The organism is Bradyrhizobium sp. UFLA06-24 (assembly GCF_054967145.1).
This window is the reverse complement of the sequence record NZ_JADFUE010000001.1, coordinates 478,739-496,417: the sequence shown is the minus strand read 5'-3', so window position 1 is coordinate 496,417 and position 17,679 is coordinate 478,739. Positions and strand designations below refer to the sequence as shown.

The following is a 17,679-nucleotide window of genomic DNA, read 5'->3' as shown; positions in this document are numbered from 1 at the left end:
CTGTCAGCGCGCGCGGCGCGAGAAGAAGGAGATCAGCACCGGCAACGTGACGAGGATCACCACCGGCGCCAGCATCATGCCGGTGACGACGACGACCGCGAGCGGCTTCTGCACTTGCGAACCGATGCCTTCCGACAATGCGGCCGGCAACAGGCCGACGCCTGCGACCACGCAGGTCATCAGCACGGGCCGGAGCTGCAACTCGCCGGTGCGGATTACCGCGCTCATGCGATCCATGCCCTCTTCGATCAACTGGTTGAATTGCGAGAGGATGATGATGCCGTCCATCACGGCGATGCCGAACAAGGCGATGAAGCCGATCGCCGCCGAGACGCTGAAGGCGGTGCCGGAGATCAAGAGGCCAAGCACGCCGCCGAAGATCGCCATCGGGATCACGCTCATGGCGAGCAGCGTGTCGGTCATCGAGCCGAAATTGAACCAGAGCAGGATGCCGATCAGAGCCAGCGAGATCGGCACCACGATCGACAACCGCCGAATCGCATCCTGGAGATTGCCGAACTCGCCGACCCATTCCATGTGCGAGCCGGGCGGCAGCTGGACCTGCTCGGCGATCTTCTGCTGCGCCTCGCGGATGGCGCTGCCGAGGTCGCGCTCGCGCACCGAGAACTTGATCGGCAGATAGCGTTCCTGCTGCTCGCGATAGATGTAGGCCGCACCGGAGACGAGGCTGATGGTGGCGACTTCGCTCAGGGGGATCTGGGTGATCGAGCCGTTCGGCCCGGGCGCACCGATCCGGATATTCTGGATCGCCTCGGCGCTGCGGCGATATTCCGGCGCAAGGCGAACGATGATCGGGAAGTGACGGTCGCTTCCCGGCTCGTAGAGGTCGCCCGCAGTGTCGCCGCCGATCGCGACCTTGATGGTGGCGTTGATGTCGCCGGGCGCGAGCCCGTAGCGCGCCGCCTTGGCGCGATCGATGTCGATCTGCACGGTCGGCTGCCCGAGCGAGGTGAAGACCGCGAGATCGGTAACACCCTGCACCGTCGACAGCACCTGTTTGATCTTGTTGGCGGTGTCGGTCAGTGCCTGCAGATCGCTGCCGAACAGCTTGATCGAGTTCTCGCCCTTCACACCGGAGACGGCTTCAGAGACGTTGTCCTGGAGATATTGCGAGAAGTTGAACTCGACGCCGGGGAAGCGGTCGTCGAGCTGCTTGAGCAGCTCCGCCGTCAGCACTTCCTTGTCGTGCGTGCCCGGCCACTCGCTCGCGGGCTTCAGCGGCGCGAAGAACTCGGCATTGAAGAAGCCGGCGGCGTCGGTACCGTCGTCAGGACGGCCATGTTGCGACACCACGGACTCGACCTCGGGCCGCGCACGGATCAACTTGCGCATCTCGTTGACGTAGGTGTTGCCTTCCTGGAGCGAGATGGTGGGCGGCAGCGTGGCGCGGATCCAGAGGTTGCCCTCTTCGAGCTTGGGCAGGAATTCGAGGCCGAGCAGCCGGCCGAACACGATCGTCATCACAACGAGGCCGGCTGCGCCGCCGAGCACGATGGTGCGGTTGGCGACGGCCCAGTTCAGCACCGGCATGTAGAGCCGGTGCAGAACCTGCATCACCCGCGTCTCGGTCTCCTCGACATGCGCCGGCAGGATGATCGCGGACAGCGCCGGCGTGACGGTGAAGGTCGCCAGCAGGCCGCCGGCGAGCGCATAGGCATAGGTGCGCGCCATCGGCCCGAAGATGTTGCCCTCGACGCCCGACAGCGTGAACAGCGGCAGGAAGGCCGCGATGATGATGGCGGCGGCAAAGAAGATCGAACGCGAAACGTCGGCCGCGGCACTGAGGATGGCGTGGCTCTTCATGCCGAACAGCGTCTCGGGAGACATCTGCTCGGATTCCGAGGTCGGCGTGGTCTGCGTCAGACGGCGGAAGATCGCCTCCACCATGATCACGGTAGCATCGACGATCAGGCCGAAATCGATCGCGCCGACCGAGAGCAAATTGGCCGATTCCCCGCGCAGCACCAGGATGATCACGGCGAAGAATAGCGCGAACGGAATGGTGGCACCGACGATCAGGGCACTGCGGAGGTCCCCGAGGAAGATCCACTGCAGCAGCACGATCAAGAGGATACCGACCACCATGTTGTGCAGCACGGTGTGGGTGGTGAGGTCGATCAGGTCCTTGCGGTCGTAGATGCGCTCGATGCGCACGCCCGGCGGCAGGATCGTCGAGCCGTTGATCTGCGCGACGAGCTGTTCGACGCGATTGATGGTCGGCGTGCTCTGCTCGCCGCGCCGCATCAGCACGATGCCCTGCACGATGTCGTCGGCATCGTCGAGGCCGGCGATACCGAGACGCGGCTTCTGGCCCACGGTGACGGTGGCGACGTCCTTCACCAGCACCGGGTTGCCGTTGGTCTGCGCCACCATGGTGTTGGCGAGGTCGTCGATCGACTTGATCAGGCCGACGCCGCGTACCACGGCGGATTGCTGGCCGATATTGACCGTGTTGCCGCCGACGTTGACGTTGGAATTGCTGACCGCCTGGAGCAGTTGCGGCAACGTCAGGCCGTTGGCGACCAGCTTGTTATTGTCGACTTGAAGCTCGTAGGTCTTGCTCTTGCCGCCCCAACCGGTGACATCGATCACGCCGGGCACGGCGCGGAAGCGGCGCTGGAGGATCCAGTCCTGGATGGTCTTGAGGTCGAGCACGCTGTAGTTCGGCGGACCGACCAGGCGATAGCGGAAGATTTCGCCGATCGGACTCAAGGGCGAGATCTGCGGCTGCACATTACCCGGCAGCGGCGCGAGTTGCGCCAGACGGTTCAAGACCTGCTGCAACGCCTCCTCATAGGTGTAGGCGAAGGAGAACTGCATTTTGACGTCGGAGAGACCGTACAGCGAGATGGTGCGGATGGTCGTGAGGTTCTTCAGGCCCGCGACCTGGGTCTCGATCGGGATGGTGATGTAGCGTTCGATTTCTTCCGCCGACAGGCCCGGGCTCTGGGTGACGATGTCGACCATCGGCGGGGTCGGGTCGGGATAGGCCTCGATGTTGAGCTGGTTGAATGCTATCAGGCCGCCGATGAATACGGCGACGAACATGCCGACCATCAGGAAGCGCCGGTTGACGGCAAGGGCGACGAGACGGTCCATTCAGGTTTTTCGCAGTTTCTTGGGGTCGTCGATTCAGCTACCGGACGCCGCGCGGTCGATGAACAGGCTGCCTTTGACGACGATCTGTTCGCCGGGCTTCAGGTTGCTGGTCACCTCGACGAGGTTGCCGTTGATGAGGCCGATCTTGATCTGGCGGAGCTCGACTGACTTGTCCTCACGCGCGACCCAGATGCGGACCTGGTTGCCTTCATAGATCAGCGCCTGCTTCGGCACCGCGGGCGCCCCGCGGTCGCCGGCTGAATAGATCGTGACATTGGCGAACATTTCCGGCTTGAGCAGGCCATCCTTGTTGTCGATGGTGGCCCGGACAAGCAGGCGGCGGGTGTTCGGATCGATCGCGGCAGCGACGTAGTTGATCTTCGCGGTCAAGGGACGGCCCGGCAGCGCCATCACGTTGACCAGGATGTCCTGCCCAACGCTGACCTGCGCAGCATCGCTCTCGCGCACGAAGGCGGTAAGCCAGACCGTGGAGAGGTCGCCGATCACGAACACCGGATCGCTGGCGCCGGCACTGACATATTGTCCGGGACCGATCTTGCGCTGCACGACCGTGCCGGAGAGCGGCGCGTAGATCGTGATTTCAGGATTGATGGTGCCCTTGTTCTGGAACGCCTTGATCGTTTCGTCCGTGAAACCGAGGATGCGCAGTTTGTTGTTTGCAGCCTCCAGCGCCGTCACCGCGGAGCGCATGTCATTCTGCGCCTGGACCTGGGTCGCTTCCGCCTGTTGATAATCCTTGAGGGGAATGGCGAGGCCCTCGTAGAGATCCTTGGCGCGTTTGTATTGGATGTCGGCGAGCTCAAGCGCCGACTTTGCCTTGTTCTGCGATGTCATCGCCGCGATGAAATCGTTCTGGGCCTGCACGGTATCGGCGGCCTCGATTGTAAACAGCGGTTGACCCTGCGTTACGCTCTCGCCGGGCTTGGCGAGCAGCCTGGTCACCCGGCCCGCATAAGGCGAGAACACCGGCGTCGAGTGGTCCTCGTCGACCGCGACCTTGCCTTCGGTGACATACTCGGCCCGAAACGTCTTGGCGTTGACCGGTTCGATCGTCAGCGTCGCCCATTCGGACGGAGTCGGCTTGAAATTCTGAGCGTTCTTGCGCGACTGGCTGGAGACTTCGGAGTGCTGCTTCTCTTTGGCACCCGCAAACATCAGGCCGTAAGCACCCGCCCCGGCAAGCGCCAGTAAAACTACGGATGTGATTACCCGTCGCTTTGTAAGCACCTGCAATCGTTTGGTATTTTCAGCTACCATGGGGCCCGGACATGTCTGCGACGATCTCGGCAGACGACTGCCTCATCGGTCGCGCTAATAGTGCCGAATTGAGATTTCAGACAACCTAAAAAACGCGGCTCGTCTTTCGGTTTGCGTTAAAATTTTGCGACACCGTCAGCTTCACGTCAGCTTCGGCGCGGCCATTGCGGCGGATGGCTGCCGAGCGGCATTGCCGGACGGCGCCATTGCGCCGGCGTCTTCGACAGCACGGCCGAATGGCGCACCGCCTTCAACGTGCCGAAGCCAGATGACACCGTTTCCATGAACGCAGCATGTACGGCCTCACCCGTAAGGTCGGGGGTGTTGAGGCCTCCATCGAGCCGGCCGAGATTCCACAGCCAGCGTCCGGTCTGCGCCAGCGACACGCGCACATGCCAGCTGCCGCCTTCGCTCGCCTGCCGCGCCTTGGCCATCATGGCGCCGAACGCCATCAGATAGCCGGTGGCGTGGTCGAGCATCTGCGCCGGCAATTCCTTCGGGCTATCGATGCCGGCGGCCTTCCCTTCCGCATCGTTGAAGCCGGTCGTGGTCTGCACCAGCGAATCGAAGCCACGCCGCTCGGCCCACGGGCCGGCATGGCCATAGGCCGACAACGTCACATACACGATGCCCGGATTGATCTCCGCGGCCTGCTCCGGCGAGAAGCCAAGAGCTGCGAGAGCGCGTGGGCGATAGCCTTGCGAAAAGACGTCAGCGTCTTTCAGCAGTTCGCGCATTTGCGCCCGACCTGTTTCGCTCTTCAACCCGATAAAGGTGGTGAGCTTGCCGCGGCCGGTATCGATGGTGAGCCAGGGAATGGCCGGCAGATCGGGCCCCGAAACGAGCAGCACATCCGCCCCATGCGCGGCGAGCGTGCGTCCGGCGACGGGCCCTGCGATGACGCGGGAGAGATCGAGGACGCGCAGACCCGCGAGCGGGCGTTCGCCTTCAGGCCAGGGCTTCGGCGGGGCATCGCCGATCTTCTCGATCGAGATCAGCGGCAGCTCGGCGAGTGCTTGTGCTTGCGGCAGCGCGGACCATTCGTCGTAAGAGCGCATCAGCGCAACGACGCCGCCGGCGGCATAGACCGCCGTTTCAAAATCCCCGCCCTTCCATTGCTTCAAGGCGGCCTGCACCTGCTCGCGCTCGGGCGCGCAGCCAAGCACCTTGCAGACGGCGTCGCGGTGGTGCGGGAAATTGGTGTGGCAGCGGACGAAACGGTCGTCGCCGGTCTTGTAGACGCCGGCAATGGCGTCCCAGGCCGGCGGTGGCGGCTTGTCGTCGAGGCGCAGATAACGCTCGGAACGGCATTCGGCAACGGCATGGCGCATGTCGACGGAGACATCCTGTGCCTCGCCGCTGCGCAGTCTCCAGATTTCGGCAGCGGCAAGGCCGGCGGCGGCGATCGTTGCCTGCCCCGCGACGGCAACACGGAACGAGGATGGGATCTGGGGCTCCTCTCCGGTCAGGCGCACGCGTTCGAGCGCGGTCTCATCGCCGCCGGCGGAGGTCCAGATACCCTTGAGGATGTCAGCGGGGCTTTGCATGGCCTCTTTTCTCCCTTTAGCTTTGCCACGATCCCATGAGCACGGAAAGGATTGCAATGGCTGCCATCGATCCCCTCACCGCCGGCGCCGTGTTCGTCGCGACAGCGGCCACCGACGCGGTCTATGTGATGTTCACCTCAGCGGTCGTCGCGCGCAAGCGTGTGCCGGCGGCGAGCTGGAGCGCGATCTGGTATCTGCTCTCCTCCTACGCCGTGATCAGCTATACCGAAAACGCCGTCTATGTCGCTTTCGCGGCGGCCGGCTCCTGGGTCGGCGCCTATGCATCGCTGACCTTCCTGCATCGCCCGCCCGGCGGTCCGCCGGTGGGGGCTGCGCCGGAGTGAGCCGGGGTCCTCCATCCGCGTCGTCATTGCGAGGAGCTCTTGCGACGAAGCAATCCTGGCTGTTTCCAGAGATGCATTTCTGGATTGCTTCGCTGCGCTCGCAATGACGAATTGGAGAGTTCTGGGGATCGATCGAAACAGCTACACTCTCTGCACCAACAACAAGGAAAACCCCACAATGGATCTCGGTCTCAAAGGCAAAAACGCCGTCGTGCTCGGCGGCACGCGCGGCATCGGTCGGGCGATTGCGGCGACGCTGGCCGGTGAAGGCGCCAATGTCGCGGTCTGCGCGCGCAATGCAGAGCAGGTCGCAGCGACCGTCAATGAACTGAAAGCGAGCGGCATCAATGCCACCGGCGGCACCGTCGACGTCACCGATGGTGTGGCGCTGAAGGCGTGGGTCGAGGGCGCAGCAAAGGAGCTCGGTGGCATTGACATGCTGTTTTCCAATGCCGGCGCCATGGCGCAAGGCCATGATCCCGCGTCATGGGAGCAGAACTTCCGGCTCGACGTGCTCGGCGCCGTGCACGCGTTCGATGCCGCTCGGCCGTTCCTCGAAGCCAGCGGCGCGCGCAACGGCGACGCCGCCTTCGTCATCATCTCTTCGATTTCGGCGGCGCAGGCCGATCTCGCCAGCTCCTACGGCCCGATCAAGGCTGCCCTGATCCACATGGCCAAGGGATTGGCGCGGCAATACGCCAAGAAGAAGATCCGCGTGAACGTGGTCTCGCCCGGCACCGTCTATTTCAAGGGCGGCGTCTGGAACATGATCGAGCAGAACATGCCCGAGCGTTACAATGATGCGATGAAGCGCAATCCGACCGGACGCATGGCAACGCCGCAGGAGATCGCGAGCGCCGCGGTGTTCCTGGCCAGCCCGGTGTCGGGATTCACCACGGGATCGAATCTGGTGGTGGACGGCGCGATCTCGAACCGGGTGAATTTTTGAATTTCACTCGGTCATGGCCGGGCTTGTCCCGACCATGAGGATGAGAATGTGTCGCGCGATCGCTTCAACAAACTCGTCATTGTGAGCGTAGCAACATCCTGCGCCATTCCCTCAATGAAAATCCCGCGACGGCGGCAGGATGCGGACGTTGCGGGGGTGGCGGATTTTTTGCGCGGGCATGTCCGCGAGGGCGCGGGGGTCTTCGTTGAGCGGCTCGACCAATGTGGCGCCTGCGGGTACCGGATGCTTGCGGCTCAGGGCATCGTTGGCGAGACCAACCAGATCGTGCGAGCGGTCGATCATCCGCTGGGCGATCAGATGCGTCACCTTCTCGGGGCTGCTCTGGATATAGCCCTGCACCTCGATGAGGCGCGCGCCCATCAACTCCTTGCGGTACTGCTCCATGACCTTGGGCCAGACCACGACATTGGCGATGCCGGTTTCGTCCTCCAGCGTCATGAACACGACGCCGCTGGCGCTGCCGGGCCGCTGCCGCACCAAGACCACGCCGGCGCAGCGGACACGGCGCCGCTCGTTCTGGTGGCTGATCTCCCTGCAGGCGACGATGCGCTCGCGCGTAAACATCTCGCGCAAGAATTCCATCGGATGGCCTTTGAGCGAGAGCCGGATGGTCTGGTAATCGGCAACAACCTGCTCTGGGCGCGGCATCTCAGGCAACGGCCTGGCGTGCTCGTCCGGCTGCTCGCGCGCGGTGGCCGCTTCGAACAGCGGCAGCGCGACGTCATCGGGCAGCCGCCGCACCTGCCACAGCGCCTCGCGGCGGTCGAGCCCGAGCGAGCGGAACGCATCGGCATCCGCCAGCAGGATCAGCGCGCGCTTGGGCAGGCCTGTGTCGCGGGCGAAGTCTTCGAGCGAGGTGAACGGACGGCGATTGCGCGCGGCGATGATGCGATCGGCCCAGTCTTCTTTCTTGTCATTCCGGGGCGACGCGTCAGCGTCGAGCCGGGAATCCATTCCTCTAGGCATATGCGGTCGGATGGATTCCGGGCTCGCGCTACGCGCGCCCGGGAATGACGACTGTGAGCGCTTCAGCCTCTCCTCGTCCTCGTCCAGCCAGTGAAAGCCGTCGATCTGACGAAAACCCAGACGCACTGCGCAGTATTTGCTGCTCCCCTCCTCCAGCGTGTTCTGCGCAAAGCTGTAGGACACATCGATCTCGCGCACCTCGACGCCGTTCTTGCGAGCATCGCCGACGATCTGCGCCGGCGCGTAGAAGCCCATCGGCTGCGAGTTCAACAGGCCGCAGCAGAAGGCGTCGGGATGATGATATTTCAGCCATGACGAGATGTAGACCAGCTGGGCAAAGCTCGCGGCATGGCTCTCCGGAAAACCATAGGAGCCAAAGCCCTTGATCTGGTCAAAGCAGCTTCGGGCGAAGTTTGCATCATAGCCGCGCGCGACCATGTTGCCGATCAGCTTCTCCTCGTATTGGCCGATGGTGCCGACATTGCGAAAAGTCGCCATCGAGCGGCGCAGGCCGTTGGCCTCCTCGGAGGTGAAATGTGCGGCCTCGATCGCGATGCGCATCGCCTGCTCCTGGAACAAGGGCACACCCAGCGTTTTGTGCAGCACATTGTAAAGTTCATTTTTGTCGCCGTGATCCGGCGACGGAGACGGATAGCTCACCTTCTCCAGACCATTCCGCCGCCGCAAATAGGGATGCACCATATCGCCCTGGATCGGCCCCGGGCGCACGATCGCGACCTCGATGACGAGATCGTAGAAGGTCCGCGGCTTCAGCCGTGGCAGCATGTTCATCTGGGCGCGGCTCTCGACCTGGAACACGCCGAGCGACTCGCCGGCACACAGCATGTCGTAAACCTTGGAGTCGTCCTGCGGGACGGTCGCCAAAACCCAACGCTTGCCCTTGTGCTGGTCGATCAGATCAAAACATTTCCTGATGCAGGTCAGCATGCCCAGCGCCAGCACGTCGACCTTCATCATGTTCAGCGCGTCGACGTCGTCCTTGTCCCATTCGATGAAAGTGCGGTCGTCCATCGCGGCATTGCCGATGGGGACATAGGTGTCGAGCCGATCCTGGGTCAGGACATAGCCGCCGACATGCTGAGAGAGATGGCGCGGGAATTCGATCAGCTCGGTCGCCAGCTCGACCGCGAGGTTGATCATGGGATTTTTGGGATCGAGCCCGGCCTGCCGGACCTGCATGTCGTTGAGGCCCTTGCCCCAGCTGCCCCAGACGGTATCGGCGAGCGCGGCGGTGACGTCCTCGGTCAGCCCCAGCGCCTTGCCGACGTCGCGGATGGCGCTGCGTGGACGATAATGGATGACAGTGGCGATGATCGCGGCGCGGTGACGGCCGTAGCGGCGATAGACATATTGCATCACCTCCTCGCGCCGCGAATGCTCGAAATCGACGTCGATGTCGGGCGGCTCCAGCCGCTCCTTGGAGATGAAGCGCTCGAACAACAGATCGACCTTGGTCGGGTCGACCGAGGTGATGCCGAGCACGTAGCAGACGGCCGAATTCGCCGCCGATCCCCGCCCCTGGCACAGAATGTTCTGGCTGCGTGCGTAGTGCACGATATCGTGCACGGTGAGGAAGTAATGCGCGTATTTCAGCTCTGATATCAGCGCGAGCTCCTTGTTCAGCGTCGCGCGCAGCTTGTCGTCGATCTCGCCGCCGAAATATTTGTCGACGCCCGCCCAGGTCAGATCCTCCAGATGCCCTTGCGCAGTCTTGCCCGGCGGCACCGGCTCATCAGGATATTGGTATTTGAGCTGGTCGAGCGTGAAGTCGATCCTGTCGGCAAAGCGCATGGTCTCCGCGATCGCCCCCGGAAAATCGCGGAACAGCCGCGCCATCTCGCGAGGCGTCTTCAGGAAGCGTTCGGAATTGGCTTCCAGCTTGCGTCCGACCGCCTCGATCGTGGTCTTTTCCCGGATGCAGGTCAGCACGTCCTGAAGCGGACGGCGGCCGGGATCGTGGTAGAGCACCTCGTTGGTCGCGAGCAGCGGCACTTTTGCCCTGGCGGCGAGATCGTCGAGCCGTGCCAGACGACGACGGTCGTAGCCGCGATAGATCAGGCTCGCCGCCAGCCACACGCCCTCGGCGCGGCTTGCTTTCAGCTTTGCGAGAAGGTCAAGCGCTTGCGCCTGATCGAACCGATGCGGCAGCATCAGGATCAGAAGCTGCCCCTCGGAAAATTCGAGCAGATCGGCAAAGCTGAGGCGGCATTCGCCCTTCTCGATCCTCGTGATGTCGTCGCCGCGCTTGCCCCGGGTGAGAAGCTGGCACAGCCGGCCATAGGCGGCACGGTCGCGCGGATAGACGAAAATGTCGGGCGTGCCGTCGATGAAGACGATGCGCGCGCCGATCAGCAGCTTCGGCTTGTGCAGCACCTTGTCATTGTCGAGCTCATTCCAGGCGCGCACCACGCCGGCGAGCGTGTTGTGATCGGCGATGCCGATCACTGGAATGTTGAGCTTGCTGGCCTGATGCACATAAGCGCGCGGATCCGAGCCGCCGCGCAGGAAGGAAAAATTGGTGGTGATGCCGATCTCGGCATAAGCGGGCGTATTCATGCGAAGAGACCATGCACATACCAGTTGGGCGACGCGGGCTTGCCGTCGGCGTCGAACACCTCTCCCTCGTAAAGGCCGTCGCGAAAGATCCAGAAGCGCAGGCCCTCGGCATCCTCGATGCGGAAATAATCCCGCGTCAGCTGCTTGCCGTCCTGCCGCCACCATTCCATGGCGATGCGCTCGGGTCCTTCCACCCGCACCACCGCATGTTTCGCCCGTCGCCAGGTGAATTGGTGCGGCGGACCGTCAGGCACGGTCGCGAACGGCACGGTGACCGGCTCCGGCTGGTCGAACAGCCTTAAGGGGCGCAGCGGCGGCTCACCCTCGGCACGATCGGGCCACTTGGCCTGCATGGCAGTGGCGAGATGATGCTGGGCGGGCGCGGCCAGCACCGCCTGCTCGGGGATGTGCGTGTCTTGCGGCAAATGTACGACGACGCGTTTTCCGCCGATACGCGCAGCGATACGATCGATCAGCGCCGCAAGTTCGTCATTGTCGTGGACATGCGCGTCGAGATCGCGCTGCTCCTGCACCACGATCTCGGTGCGGCTTGCCGACAGCCGCACCATGTCGAAGCCGAAGCCGGGATCGAGGGGATCGGCAAGCGCATCGAGACGTTCGCGGAACAGGCGGTCAATGACCGCGCTTCGCGTCACGGGACGTCCGGTTTCGACCGTGATCGCGCGCACCACGCCGTCGGTGCGGAAGAACGCGGCCTCCAGGCGGCGCGCGCCCTTGCCCTGCTTCTCCATGGAGGTAATCAACGTGTCGGCCAGCCGCGACAGCGTCATCGCGATCATGGTGTCGGTCGCGATCGGCTCGGCAAAACGTTTTTCCACGATGTAGTCGGGCAGCGGTTTTCGCGGATTGATCGGCGCATCGCCCTGCCCCAGCGCATGCGCAAGCAGCGTCGAGAACCGCGCACCGAACCGCGCCGTGATTTCGCTCGGGGCGCGCGAGGCGACATCGCCGATGGTCTTCAGACCGGCGCGGCGCAGGCCGGTGGTGATGGCCTCGTCCGCACCGAGCGCGGACACCGGAAACCTATCGATCGCCGCCGCCTCCCCGCCGTCGGCGACGATGCTGCCCGTGGCTTGTCGCGTCAGCGTGCGCGCGCAGACCGAGGTGCCGGCAATGGCCGCGCTGACGGCAAAGCCCTGACGTCCCAGCGCATGAACCAGCATCTTTAGCAGCGCCGCCTCACCGCCGAACAGATGCGCGCAGCCGGTAATGTCGAGGAACAGACCGTGCGGCGGATCGAGCGCCACCAACGGCGTGAAGCGGTCGCACCAATCGGCGATGTCGCTGAGCGTCTTCGCATCGGCCACGACATCGGCGTCGAACACTTTCAGATCCGGGCACATCGCCCGCGCATTGGCGAGCGGCTGGCCGATATACAGGCCGAGCCGCTCGGCGGGCTCGTCCAGCGCGTGGATCACCAGCGCATTGTTGTTCTTGATAATAACGATGCTCGGCTCATTGGTATTCTTACCCAGCCCGGCGCTGTTGAAGAACCGCTGAATCCGGTCGATGGGCAGGCGCGGCAGCCACAGGCTGAGAATACGCCGACGGTTCACTGAACTGGCACTCATCACAATTCCATTCCATGATCCAGCGGCCGCACGGGCCATGACGATTGCGCAACAGCTCGGCATCGAAGCGCGGGGCGCCCCAGGCACTCCACGCAGATCCCGGCGGCGAATGCGCCGCGCGCAGCATCCATCGCGTCTCCGCGGTTGAGGGTAGCGGCTGCGCGGCCAAGCGCAGCAACAGGCCGGTGACGCCGGAGCCTTGTGCAGCCAGCGTCAGCTTGCGGCTCGCCACGAGATCGAACTGTCTTGTCTCGCCCCAGAGCTCGAGCACGACGGCGCCGAGTGCATCGCAGGCGAGCGCATCGGCCGAGGTGCGCAGCGCGCTCTCGACATCAGCGGCGCGCACCATCACCACGCGGCGCGGATCGAGGCCGAGCTCGGCGAGCCCGCTCATCGACAGCGCGCCCGCTTCAAGCTCCGAAAAATCCTGCCGCACCCATAACAGCGGCCGCTGTGTCGTGACGCGGCCCGCAAGCCCCATCACGAAGCCCGTCCCGGACGCGCCTTGCCGGCCCTCGCAAAACACCTCGTGGATCGCCGCACGTGCGAGCCCGCCCTTCAGCGCGCGGTCGGCCTCACTATGGCCGAGCGCGACGCGGTCGTGATGATGCACGACCTCCGCCGTCTCGATCCGTTCGATCTGGCTGCGCAAGGTCGCAAGCGCGCTCATGCGTGCGCCGCTCATGCTCGCCGCTCCTTCAGAGGTGATTGCCGTGGCCTTCAAAAGAAGAACCAACGGCTGGCTCATTTGTTCATGATATGTTCTAATATAAAGCTAACGGCGCGCAGAGAGTCAATCGAATTGGCGCGCAAATGGATTCATGAACTGAATCAAAGGGATTCTAGGATGGACGTACAACGCAAGCTGGCAATTCTCGCGGACGCCGCCAAGTACGATGCGTCCTGCGCATCCAGCGGCACCGAAAAGCGGGATTCCAGCGACGGCAAGGGCATGGGCTCGACCGCGCCCGGTATGGGCATCTGTCATTCCTACGCGCCGGACGGACGCTGCATCTCGCTGCTCAAGGTGCTGCTGACCAACGCGTGCAATTACGATTGCCTCTATTGCGTCAACCGCGCCTCCTCCAATGTGCCGCGCGCCCGCTTCACCATCGATGAAGTCGTCAAGCTGACGCTCGACTTCTACCGGCGCAATTACATCGAGGGGCTGTTTCTCTCCTCCGGCATCATCCGCAGCCCCGACTACACGATGGAGCAAGTGGTCAGTGTCGCGCGCAAGCTGCGCGAGGAGCATCACTTCCGCGGCTACATACACCTCAAAACCATTCCCGAGGCCGACGACGCGCTGATCGCGGAAGCCGGCAAATATGCCGACCGCCTCTCCATCAACATCGAGATGCCACAGGAGACGAGCCTGCAGCAATTCGCACCCGAGAAGGACGTGCGCGCGATCCGCCGCTCCATGGGCCGGCTGCGGCTGAAGCTGGACGAAGCCGAAGAAGATCGAAGCGTGAAAACAAAGGCGAAACCACAGCGCTTCGCGCCGGCCGGTCAAAGCACACAGATGATCGTCGGGGCCGACAGCGCGAACGACCACACCATTCTCCACACCAGCGCCAATCTCTACGGCTCGTACCGACTGCGGCGCGTCTACTACTCAGCCTTCAGTCCGATCCCCGATGCCAGCCGCGCACTGCCTCTGGTCCAGCCGCCCTTGCTGCGCGAGCACCGGCTCTACCAGGCCGACTGGCTGATGCGATTTTACGGCTTCGCCGTCGGCGAGATCGTCGACGACAGCGCCATGCTGCCGCTCGACATCGATCCAAAGCTTGCCTGGGCGCTGCGCCATCGCGACCGTTTTCCCCTCGACGTCAACCGCGCCAGCCGCGAGGAGCTGCTGCGCGTGCCGGGCTTCGGCACCAAGGCGGTCGAGCGCATCATCGCGACGCGGCGCACCACAACGATCCGCCTGTCCGATCTCGCACGGCTGCACGTGCCCAAGCACAAGGCGCTGCCGTTCATCGTTCTCAGCGACCACCGCCCCTCGCCGCATCGCCTCGACGAGGCGCGGCTGATCGAACGGTTCAAGCCGAAAGCAACACAATTGGGGTTTGGCTTCTGATGCAGTACATCACCCTCGACAGCGAAACCGATTTCGACGGCTGGCGCAAAACCGCGCGCGCCCTCGTGCTTCATCATGTTGCGCCTGACGATGTAAGCTGGGCCGTGCGAGGCGGCGAAGCCGATCTGTTTGCACCGCCCGCGCCGTCGCCGATCCTCGAGGTGAACGACGGCACCTTCAGCGTATCAAGCAAATTTATCGACCTCGCCAAGGCTGCGATCCTGCATCGGGACGGCGAGCGCTTCGCGATCCTCTATCGCCTGCTGTTCCGGCTGAAAGACAATCACGATCTCATCGATGTCGCGACCGATCCTGATGTCGCGAAGATCACGGCGATGGCACGCGCGGTTCATCGCGACGAGCACAAGATGCATGCTTTCGTGCGGTTCCGCGAGATCGGTCGGGAACGCGAGCCGCATTACGTCGCCTGGTTCGAGCCCGAGCATCACATCGTCGAGCTCGCCGGGCCGTTCTTTGCAAAGCGCTTTGCCGACATGCCCTGGTCGATCCTGACGCCGGACCTCTGCGCGCATTGGGACGGCCACGCGCTCTCGTTCACGCCCGGCGTCAGCAAGAGCGAGGCACCGGGCGAAGACCGGCTGGAGGAAACTTGGCGGCGCTATTACGCCAGCATCTTCAATCCGGCACGGCTCAAGGTGAAGGCGATGCAGACGGAGATGCCGAAGAAATATTGGAGGAACCTGCCCGAGGCCTCGATCATTAAGCCCTTGATCGAAGATGCCGAACGCATGACCGGTGCTATGATCGCCAACGCCGCGACCGATCCGCACAAGCCTCAGAAGCGGCCGGAGGCTCCTATGAAACGCAAACCTGCCACCGACAGTCTCGAAACGCTTCGCGAGGAGGCCGCGCATTGTCGTGCCTGCCACCTCTACAAGGATGCGACCCAGACCGTGTTCGGCGAAGGCCCGAAGTCTGCCAATATCATGCTGGTCGGCGAGCAGCCCGGCGACAAGGAAGACCTCGCTGGCCATCCCTTCGTGGGCCCGGCCGGCCAAATGCTCGACCGGGCACTGGCGGAGGCCGGCGTCGACCGCAAGAAGGTCTATGTCACCAATGCGGTGAAGCATTTCAAATTCGTGCCGCGCGGAAAGATCCGCCTGCACCAGAAGCCGGCGACGCCGGAGATCAAAGCGTGCCGGCAATGGTATGAGCGGGAAGTATCGGCAATTCAGCCTGATCTCATCGTGGCGATGGGTGCGACCGCCGCGCAAAGCGTGTTCGGCAAGATCACGCCCATCGGCAAGACCCGCGGCCGGCTCATAGACCTCCCCGATGGACGCAAGGCTCTGGTGACCGTACATCCGTCCTATCTACTGCGGCTCCCCGATCCCGAGGCGAAGGTGGTGGAATATCAGCGCTTTGTCGCGGATTTGAAGATCGCCGCCTCCTTGCAACGGAGATCGTCGCGCGCCGCCTGACGCGAACCAACGCCAGGGCAACAAGCCCTGGATGACTCGCGTCGTTGCACTCGTCTGCCCGTCATTTCAACCGCCTGTCACATGCCACGCGCAAAATTGGGGCCTTGGGACAGGAGAATTTCCAATGAGTGACGTTGCATTGCCGGGCTCCATCGAGCCGGCCTTGAGTAGGGGGCCCGACCTCAATCGCGGATTCCATCCGCTCACCGGTGTGATCTACATGGGGGTGATCGCCGCCGCCCTGCTCTTCGTGGCCTACAGCATCTGGGTCGATGTCGATGCCACCGGCACACAGGTCAAGGCTTTCGCTCCCTTCCTCCTGCTCTTCGTCGCGCTTCTGATCGCACTCGGCTTCGAATTCGTGAACGGCTTCCACGACACCGCCAACGCGGTCGCGACCGTGATCTACACCCGCTCGCTGCCGGCCCATGTCGCCGTGGTGTGGTCCGGCATGTTCAATTTGTTCGGCGTGCTGCTGTCCTCAGGCGCGGTCGCGTTCGGAATCGTCTCGCTGCTGCCGGTCGAGCTGATCCTCCAGGTCGGCTCCAGCGCCGGCTTCGCCATGGTGTTCGCGCTGCTGATCGCCGCCATCATCTGGAACGTCGGCACCTGGTATTTCGGCCTGCCAGCCTCGAGCTCGCACACCCTGATCGGCTCGATCATGGGCGTCGGCATCATGAACGCGGTCCTGCACGGCCGCAGCGGCACCTCGGGCGTCGACTGGACCCAGGCCACCAATATCGGAAAGGCGCTGTTGCTGTCGCCGCTGTTCGGCTTCGCGCTCGCCGCCGGCCTGCTGCTGATTCTGCGAACGGTGCTGCTGCGCGCGACGCCCGCACTGTTCGGCGAGCCGAAGGGCGACCAGCCACCGCCATGGTGGATCCGCGGCATCCTGATCCTCACCTGCACGCTGGTGAGCTTCTTCCACGGCTCCAATGATGGCCAGAAGGGCATGGGCCTGATCATGCTGATCCTGATCGGCACCGTGCCGACCGCCTATGCGCTCAATCGCGCCCTGCCGGAGAGCCAGATCGCTGCGTTCAGCCAGAACTCGGAGGCGGCCAGCAAGATCATCGAGGGCAAGGCCGCCGGCTACAGCGTGATCGGCAACCCGCGCCCTGCCGTGACCAACTATGTCGCGCAGCACGAGGTGAACGGCGGCACCTTCCCGTCGCTTGCCGTGCTCGTGCGCGACATCTCCAAACAGGTGACCACCTACGGCTCGCTCGCCAAAGTGCCGGCCGAGCTCGTCGGCAACACCCGCAACGACATGTATCTCGTCTCCGAGGCGCTCCGGTTCCTGATGAAGGACAAGGAAGCCGAGCTCAGCGCCGCTGACGTCACCGTGCTCACTGCCTACAAAGGCTCGCTCGACAGCGCCACGAAATTCATCCCCGGCTGGGTGAAGATCGCGGTCGCCATCGCGCTCGGCCTTGGCACCATGGTGGGCTGGAAGCGCATTGTCGTCACTGTCGGCGAGAAGATCGGCAAGACCCACCTGACCTACGCGCAAGGCGCCTGCGCCGAGATCACCGCGGCCGCCACCATCGCCGCCGCGGACGTCTACGGCCTCCCGGTCTCGACCACCCACGTGCTGTCGTCAGGCATTGCCGGCACCATGGCCGCCAATGGCTCGGGCCTGCAATGGGCGACGATCCGCAACATCGCCATGGCCTGGGTTCTGACCCTGCCGGCCGCGATGATCATTTCGGGCGTGCTCTACTATCTGTTCTCGCACCTGTTCTGAGCGCAGCACGGCA

At 63.8% G+C, this 17,679-nt stretch carries 11 protein-coding genes; 5 read left to right on the top strand and 6 right to left on the bottom strand.

Annotation, left to right across the window (positions count from 1 at the left end):
- Window positions 1–3: 3 nt before the first annotated feature.
- From IF809_RS02160 to IF809_RS02150, 3 genes are all read right to left on the bottom strand, one after another.
- On the bottom strand, window positions 4–3,120 hold the full coding sequence (locus IF809_RS02160) for an efflux RND transporter permease subunit (protein ID WP_128967358.1): 3,117 nt from the start codon (window positions 3,118–3,120) through the stop codon (window positions 4–6).
- Between the two features lie 33 nt (window positions 3,121–3,153).
- Window positions 3,154–4,398 (bottom strand): efflux RND transporter periplasmic adaptor subunit, encoded by a 1,245-nt coding sequence (locus IF809_RS02155; RefSeq protein WP_462836695.1) that lies wholly within the window; start codon window positions 4,396–4,398, stop codon window positions 3,154–3,156.
- 146 nt (window positions 4,399–4,544) lie between these two features.
- The gene (locus IF809_RS02150) at window positions 4,545–5,945 is read right to left on the bottom strand and encodes a CoA transferase (protein ID WP_462836694.1); all 1,401 of its coding nucleotides are present in this window, start codon (window positions 5,943–5,945) and stop codon (window positions 4,545–4,547) included.
- A 56-nt stretch (window positions 5,946–6,001) separates the two neighbouring features.
- Between IF809_RS02150 and IF809_RS02145 the strand changes: the two genes are divergently transcribed.
- The gene (locus IF809_RS02145; protein ID WP_128967361.1) at window positions 6,002–6,289 is read left to right on the top strand and encodes a hypothetical protein; all 288 of its coding nucleotides are present in this window, start codon (window positions 6,002–6,004) and stop codon (window positions 6,287–6,289) included.
- 178 nt (window positions 6,290–6,467) lie between these two features.
- Window positions 6,468–7,238: an SDR family NAD(P)-dependent oxidoreductase gene (locus tag IF809_RS02140; RefSeq protein WP_128969407.1), complete on the top strand. Its 771-nt coding sequence runs from the start codon at window positions 6,468–6,470 to the stop codon at window positions 7,236–7,238.
- A 111-nt stretch (window positions 7,239–7,349) separates the two neighbouring features.
- On the opposite strand, the gene IF809_RS02135 is transcribed toward IF809_RS02140, so the two are convergent.
- The 3 genes from IF809_RS02135 to IF809_RS02125 are packed head-to-tail and all read right to left on the bottom strand — an operon-like array spanning window position 7,350 to window position 13,079.
- Window positions 7,350–10,802, bottom strand: a complete 3,453-nt coding sequence (locus IF809_RS02135; protein WP_462836693.1) for an error-prone DNA polymerase — start codon at window positions 10,800–10,802, stop codon at window positions 7,350–7,352.
- The gene (locus IF809_RS02130; protein WP_462836692.1) at window positions 10,799–12,394 is read right to left on the bottom strand and encodes a Y-family DNA polymerase; all 1,596 of its coding nucleotides are present in this window, start codon (window positions 12,392–12,394) and stop codon (window positions 10,799–10,801) included. The genes IF809_RS02135 and IF809_RS02130 overlap by 4 nt, the downstream gene beginning before the upstream one ends.
- Window positions 12,291–13,079, bottom strand: a complete 789-nt coding sequence (locus IF809_RS02125; protein ID WP_462836691.1) for an ImuA family protein — start codon at window positions 13,077–13,079, stop codon at window positions 12,291–12,293. The genes IF809_RS02130 and IF809_RS02125 overlap by 104 nt, the downstream gene beginning before the upstream one ends.
- Window positions 13,080–13,241: 162 nt before the next feature.
- On the opposite strand from IF809_RS02125, the gene IF809_RS02120 reads away from it, so the two are divergent.
- From IF809_RS02120 to IF809_RS02110, 3 genes are all read left to right on the top strand, one after another.
- Window positions 13,242–14,477, top strand: coding sequence for a putative DNA modification/repair radical SAM protein (locus IF809_RS02120; RefSeq protein WP_462836690.1), 1,236 nt, complete (start codon window positions 13,242–13,244; stop codon window positions 14,475–14,477).
- Window positions 14,477–15,919, top strand: coding sequence for a UdgX family uracil-DNA binding protein (locus IF809_RS02115; protein WP_462836689.1), 1,443 nt, complete (start codon window positions 14,477–14,479; stop codon window positions 15,917–15,919). Before IF809_RS02120 ends, IF809_RS02115 begins: the two co-directional genes overlap by 1 nt.
- Window positions 15,920–16,043: 124 nt before the next feature.
- A complete protein-coding gene (locus IF809_RS02110; RefSeq protein ID WP_462836688.1) occupies window positions 16,044–17,666 on the top strand; it encodes an inorganic phosphate transporter in 1,623 nt (540 codons plus the stop codon).
- Window positions 17,667–17,679 lie beyond the last annotated feature (13 nt).

Excerpts from the sequence above, each read along its gene's own strand:
- IF809_RS02160 (WP_128967358.1), bottom strand. The coding sequence starts at position 3,120 with ATGGACCGTCTCGTCGCCCTTGCCGTCAACCGGCGCTTCCTGATGGTC.
- IF809_RS02155 (WP_462836695.1), bottom strand. The coding sequence starts at position 4,398 with ATGGTAGCTGAAAATACCAAACGATTGCAGGTGCTTACAAAGCGACGG.
- IF809_RS02150 (WP_462836694.1), bottom strand. The coding sequence starts at position 5,945 with ATGCAAAGCCCCGCTGACATCCTCAAGGGTATCTGGACCTCCGCCGGC.
- IF809_RS02145 (WP_128967361.1), top strand. The coding sequence starts at position 6,002 with ATGGCTGCCATCGATCCCCTCACCGCCGGCGCCGTGTTCGTCGCGACA.
- IF809_RS02140 (WP_128969407.1), top strand. The coding sequence starts at position 6,468 with ATGGATCTCGGTCTCAAAGGCAAAAACGCCGTCGTGCTCGGCGGCACG.
- IF809_RS02135 (WP_462836693.1), bottom strand. The coding sequence starts at position 10,802 with ATGAATACGCCCGCTTATGCCGAGATCGGCATCACCACCAATTTTTCC.
- IF809_RS02130 (WP_462836692.1), bottom strand. The coding sequence starts at position 12,394 with ATGAGTGCCAGTTCAGTGAACCGTCGGCGTATTCTCAGCCTGTGGCTG.
- IF809_RS02125 (WP_462836691.1), bottom strand. The coding sequence starts at position 13,079 with ATGAGCGGCGCACGCATGAGCGCGCTTGCGACCTTGCGCAGCCAGATC.
- IF809_RS02120 (WP_462836690.1), top strand. The coding sequence starts at position 13,242 with ATGGACGTACAACGCAAGCTGGCAATTCTCGCGGACGCCGCCAAGTAC.
- IF809_RS02115 (WP_462836689.1), top strand. The coding sequence starts at position 14,477 with ATGCAGTACATCACCCTCGACAGCGAAACCGATTTCGACGGCTGGCGC.
- IF809_RS02110 (WP_462836688.1), top strand. The coding sequence starts at position 16,044 with ATGAGTGACGTTGCATTGCCGGGCTCCATCGAGCCGGCCTTGAGTAGG.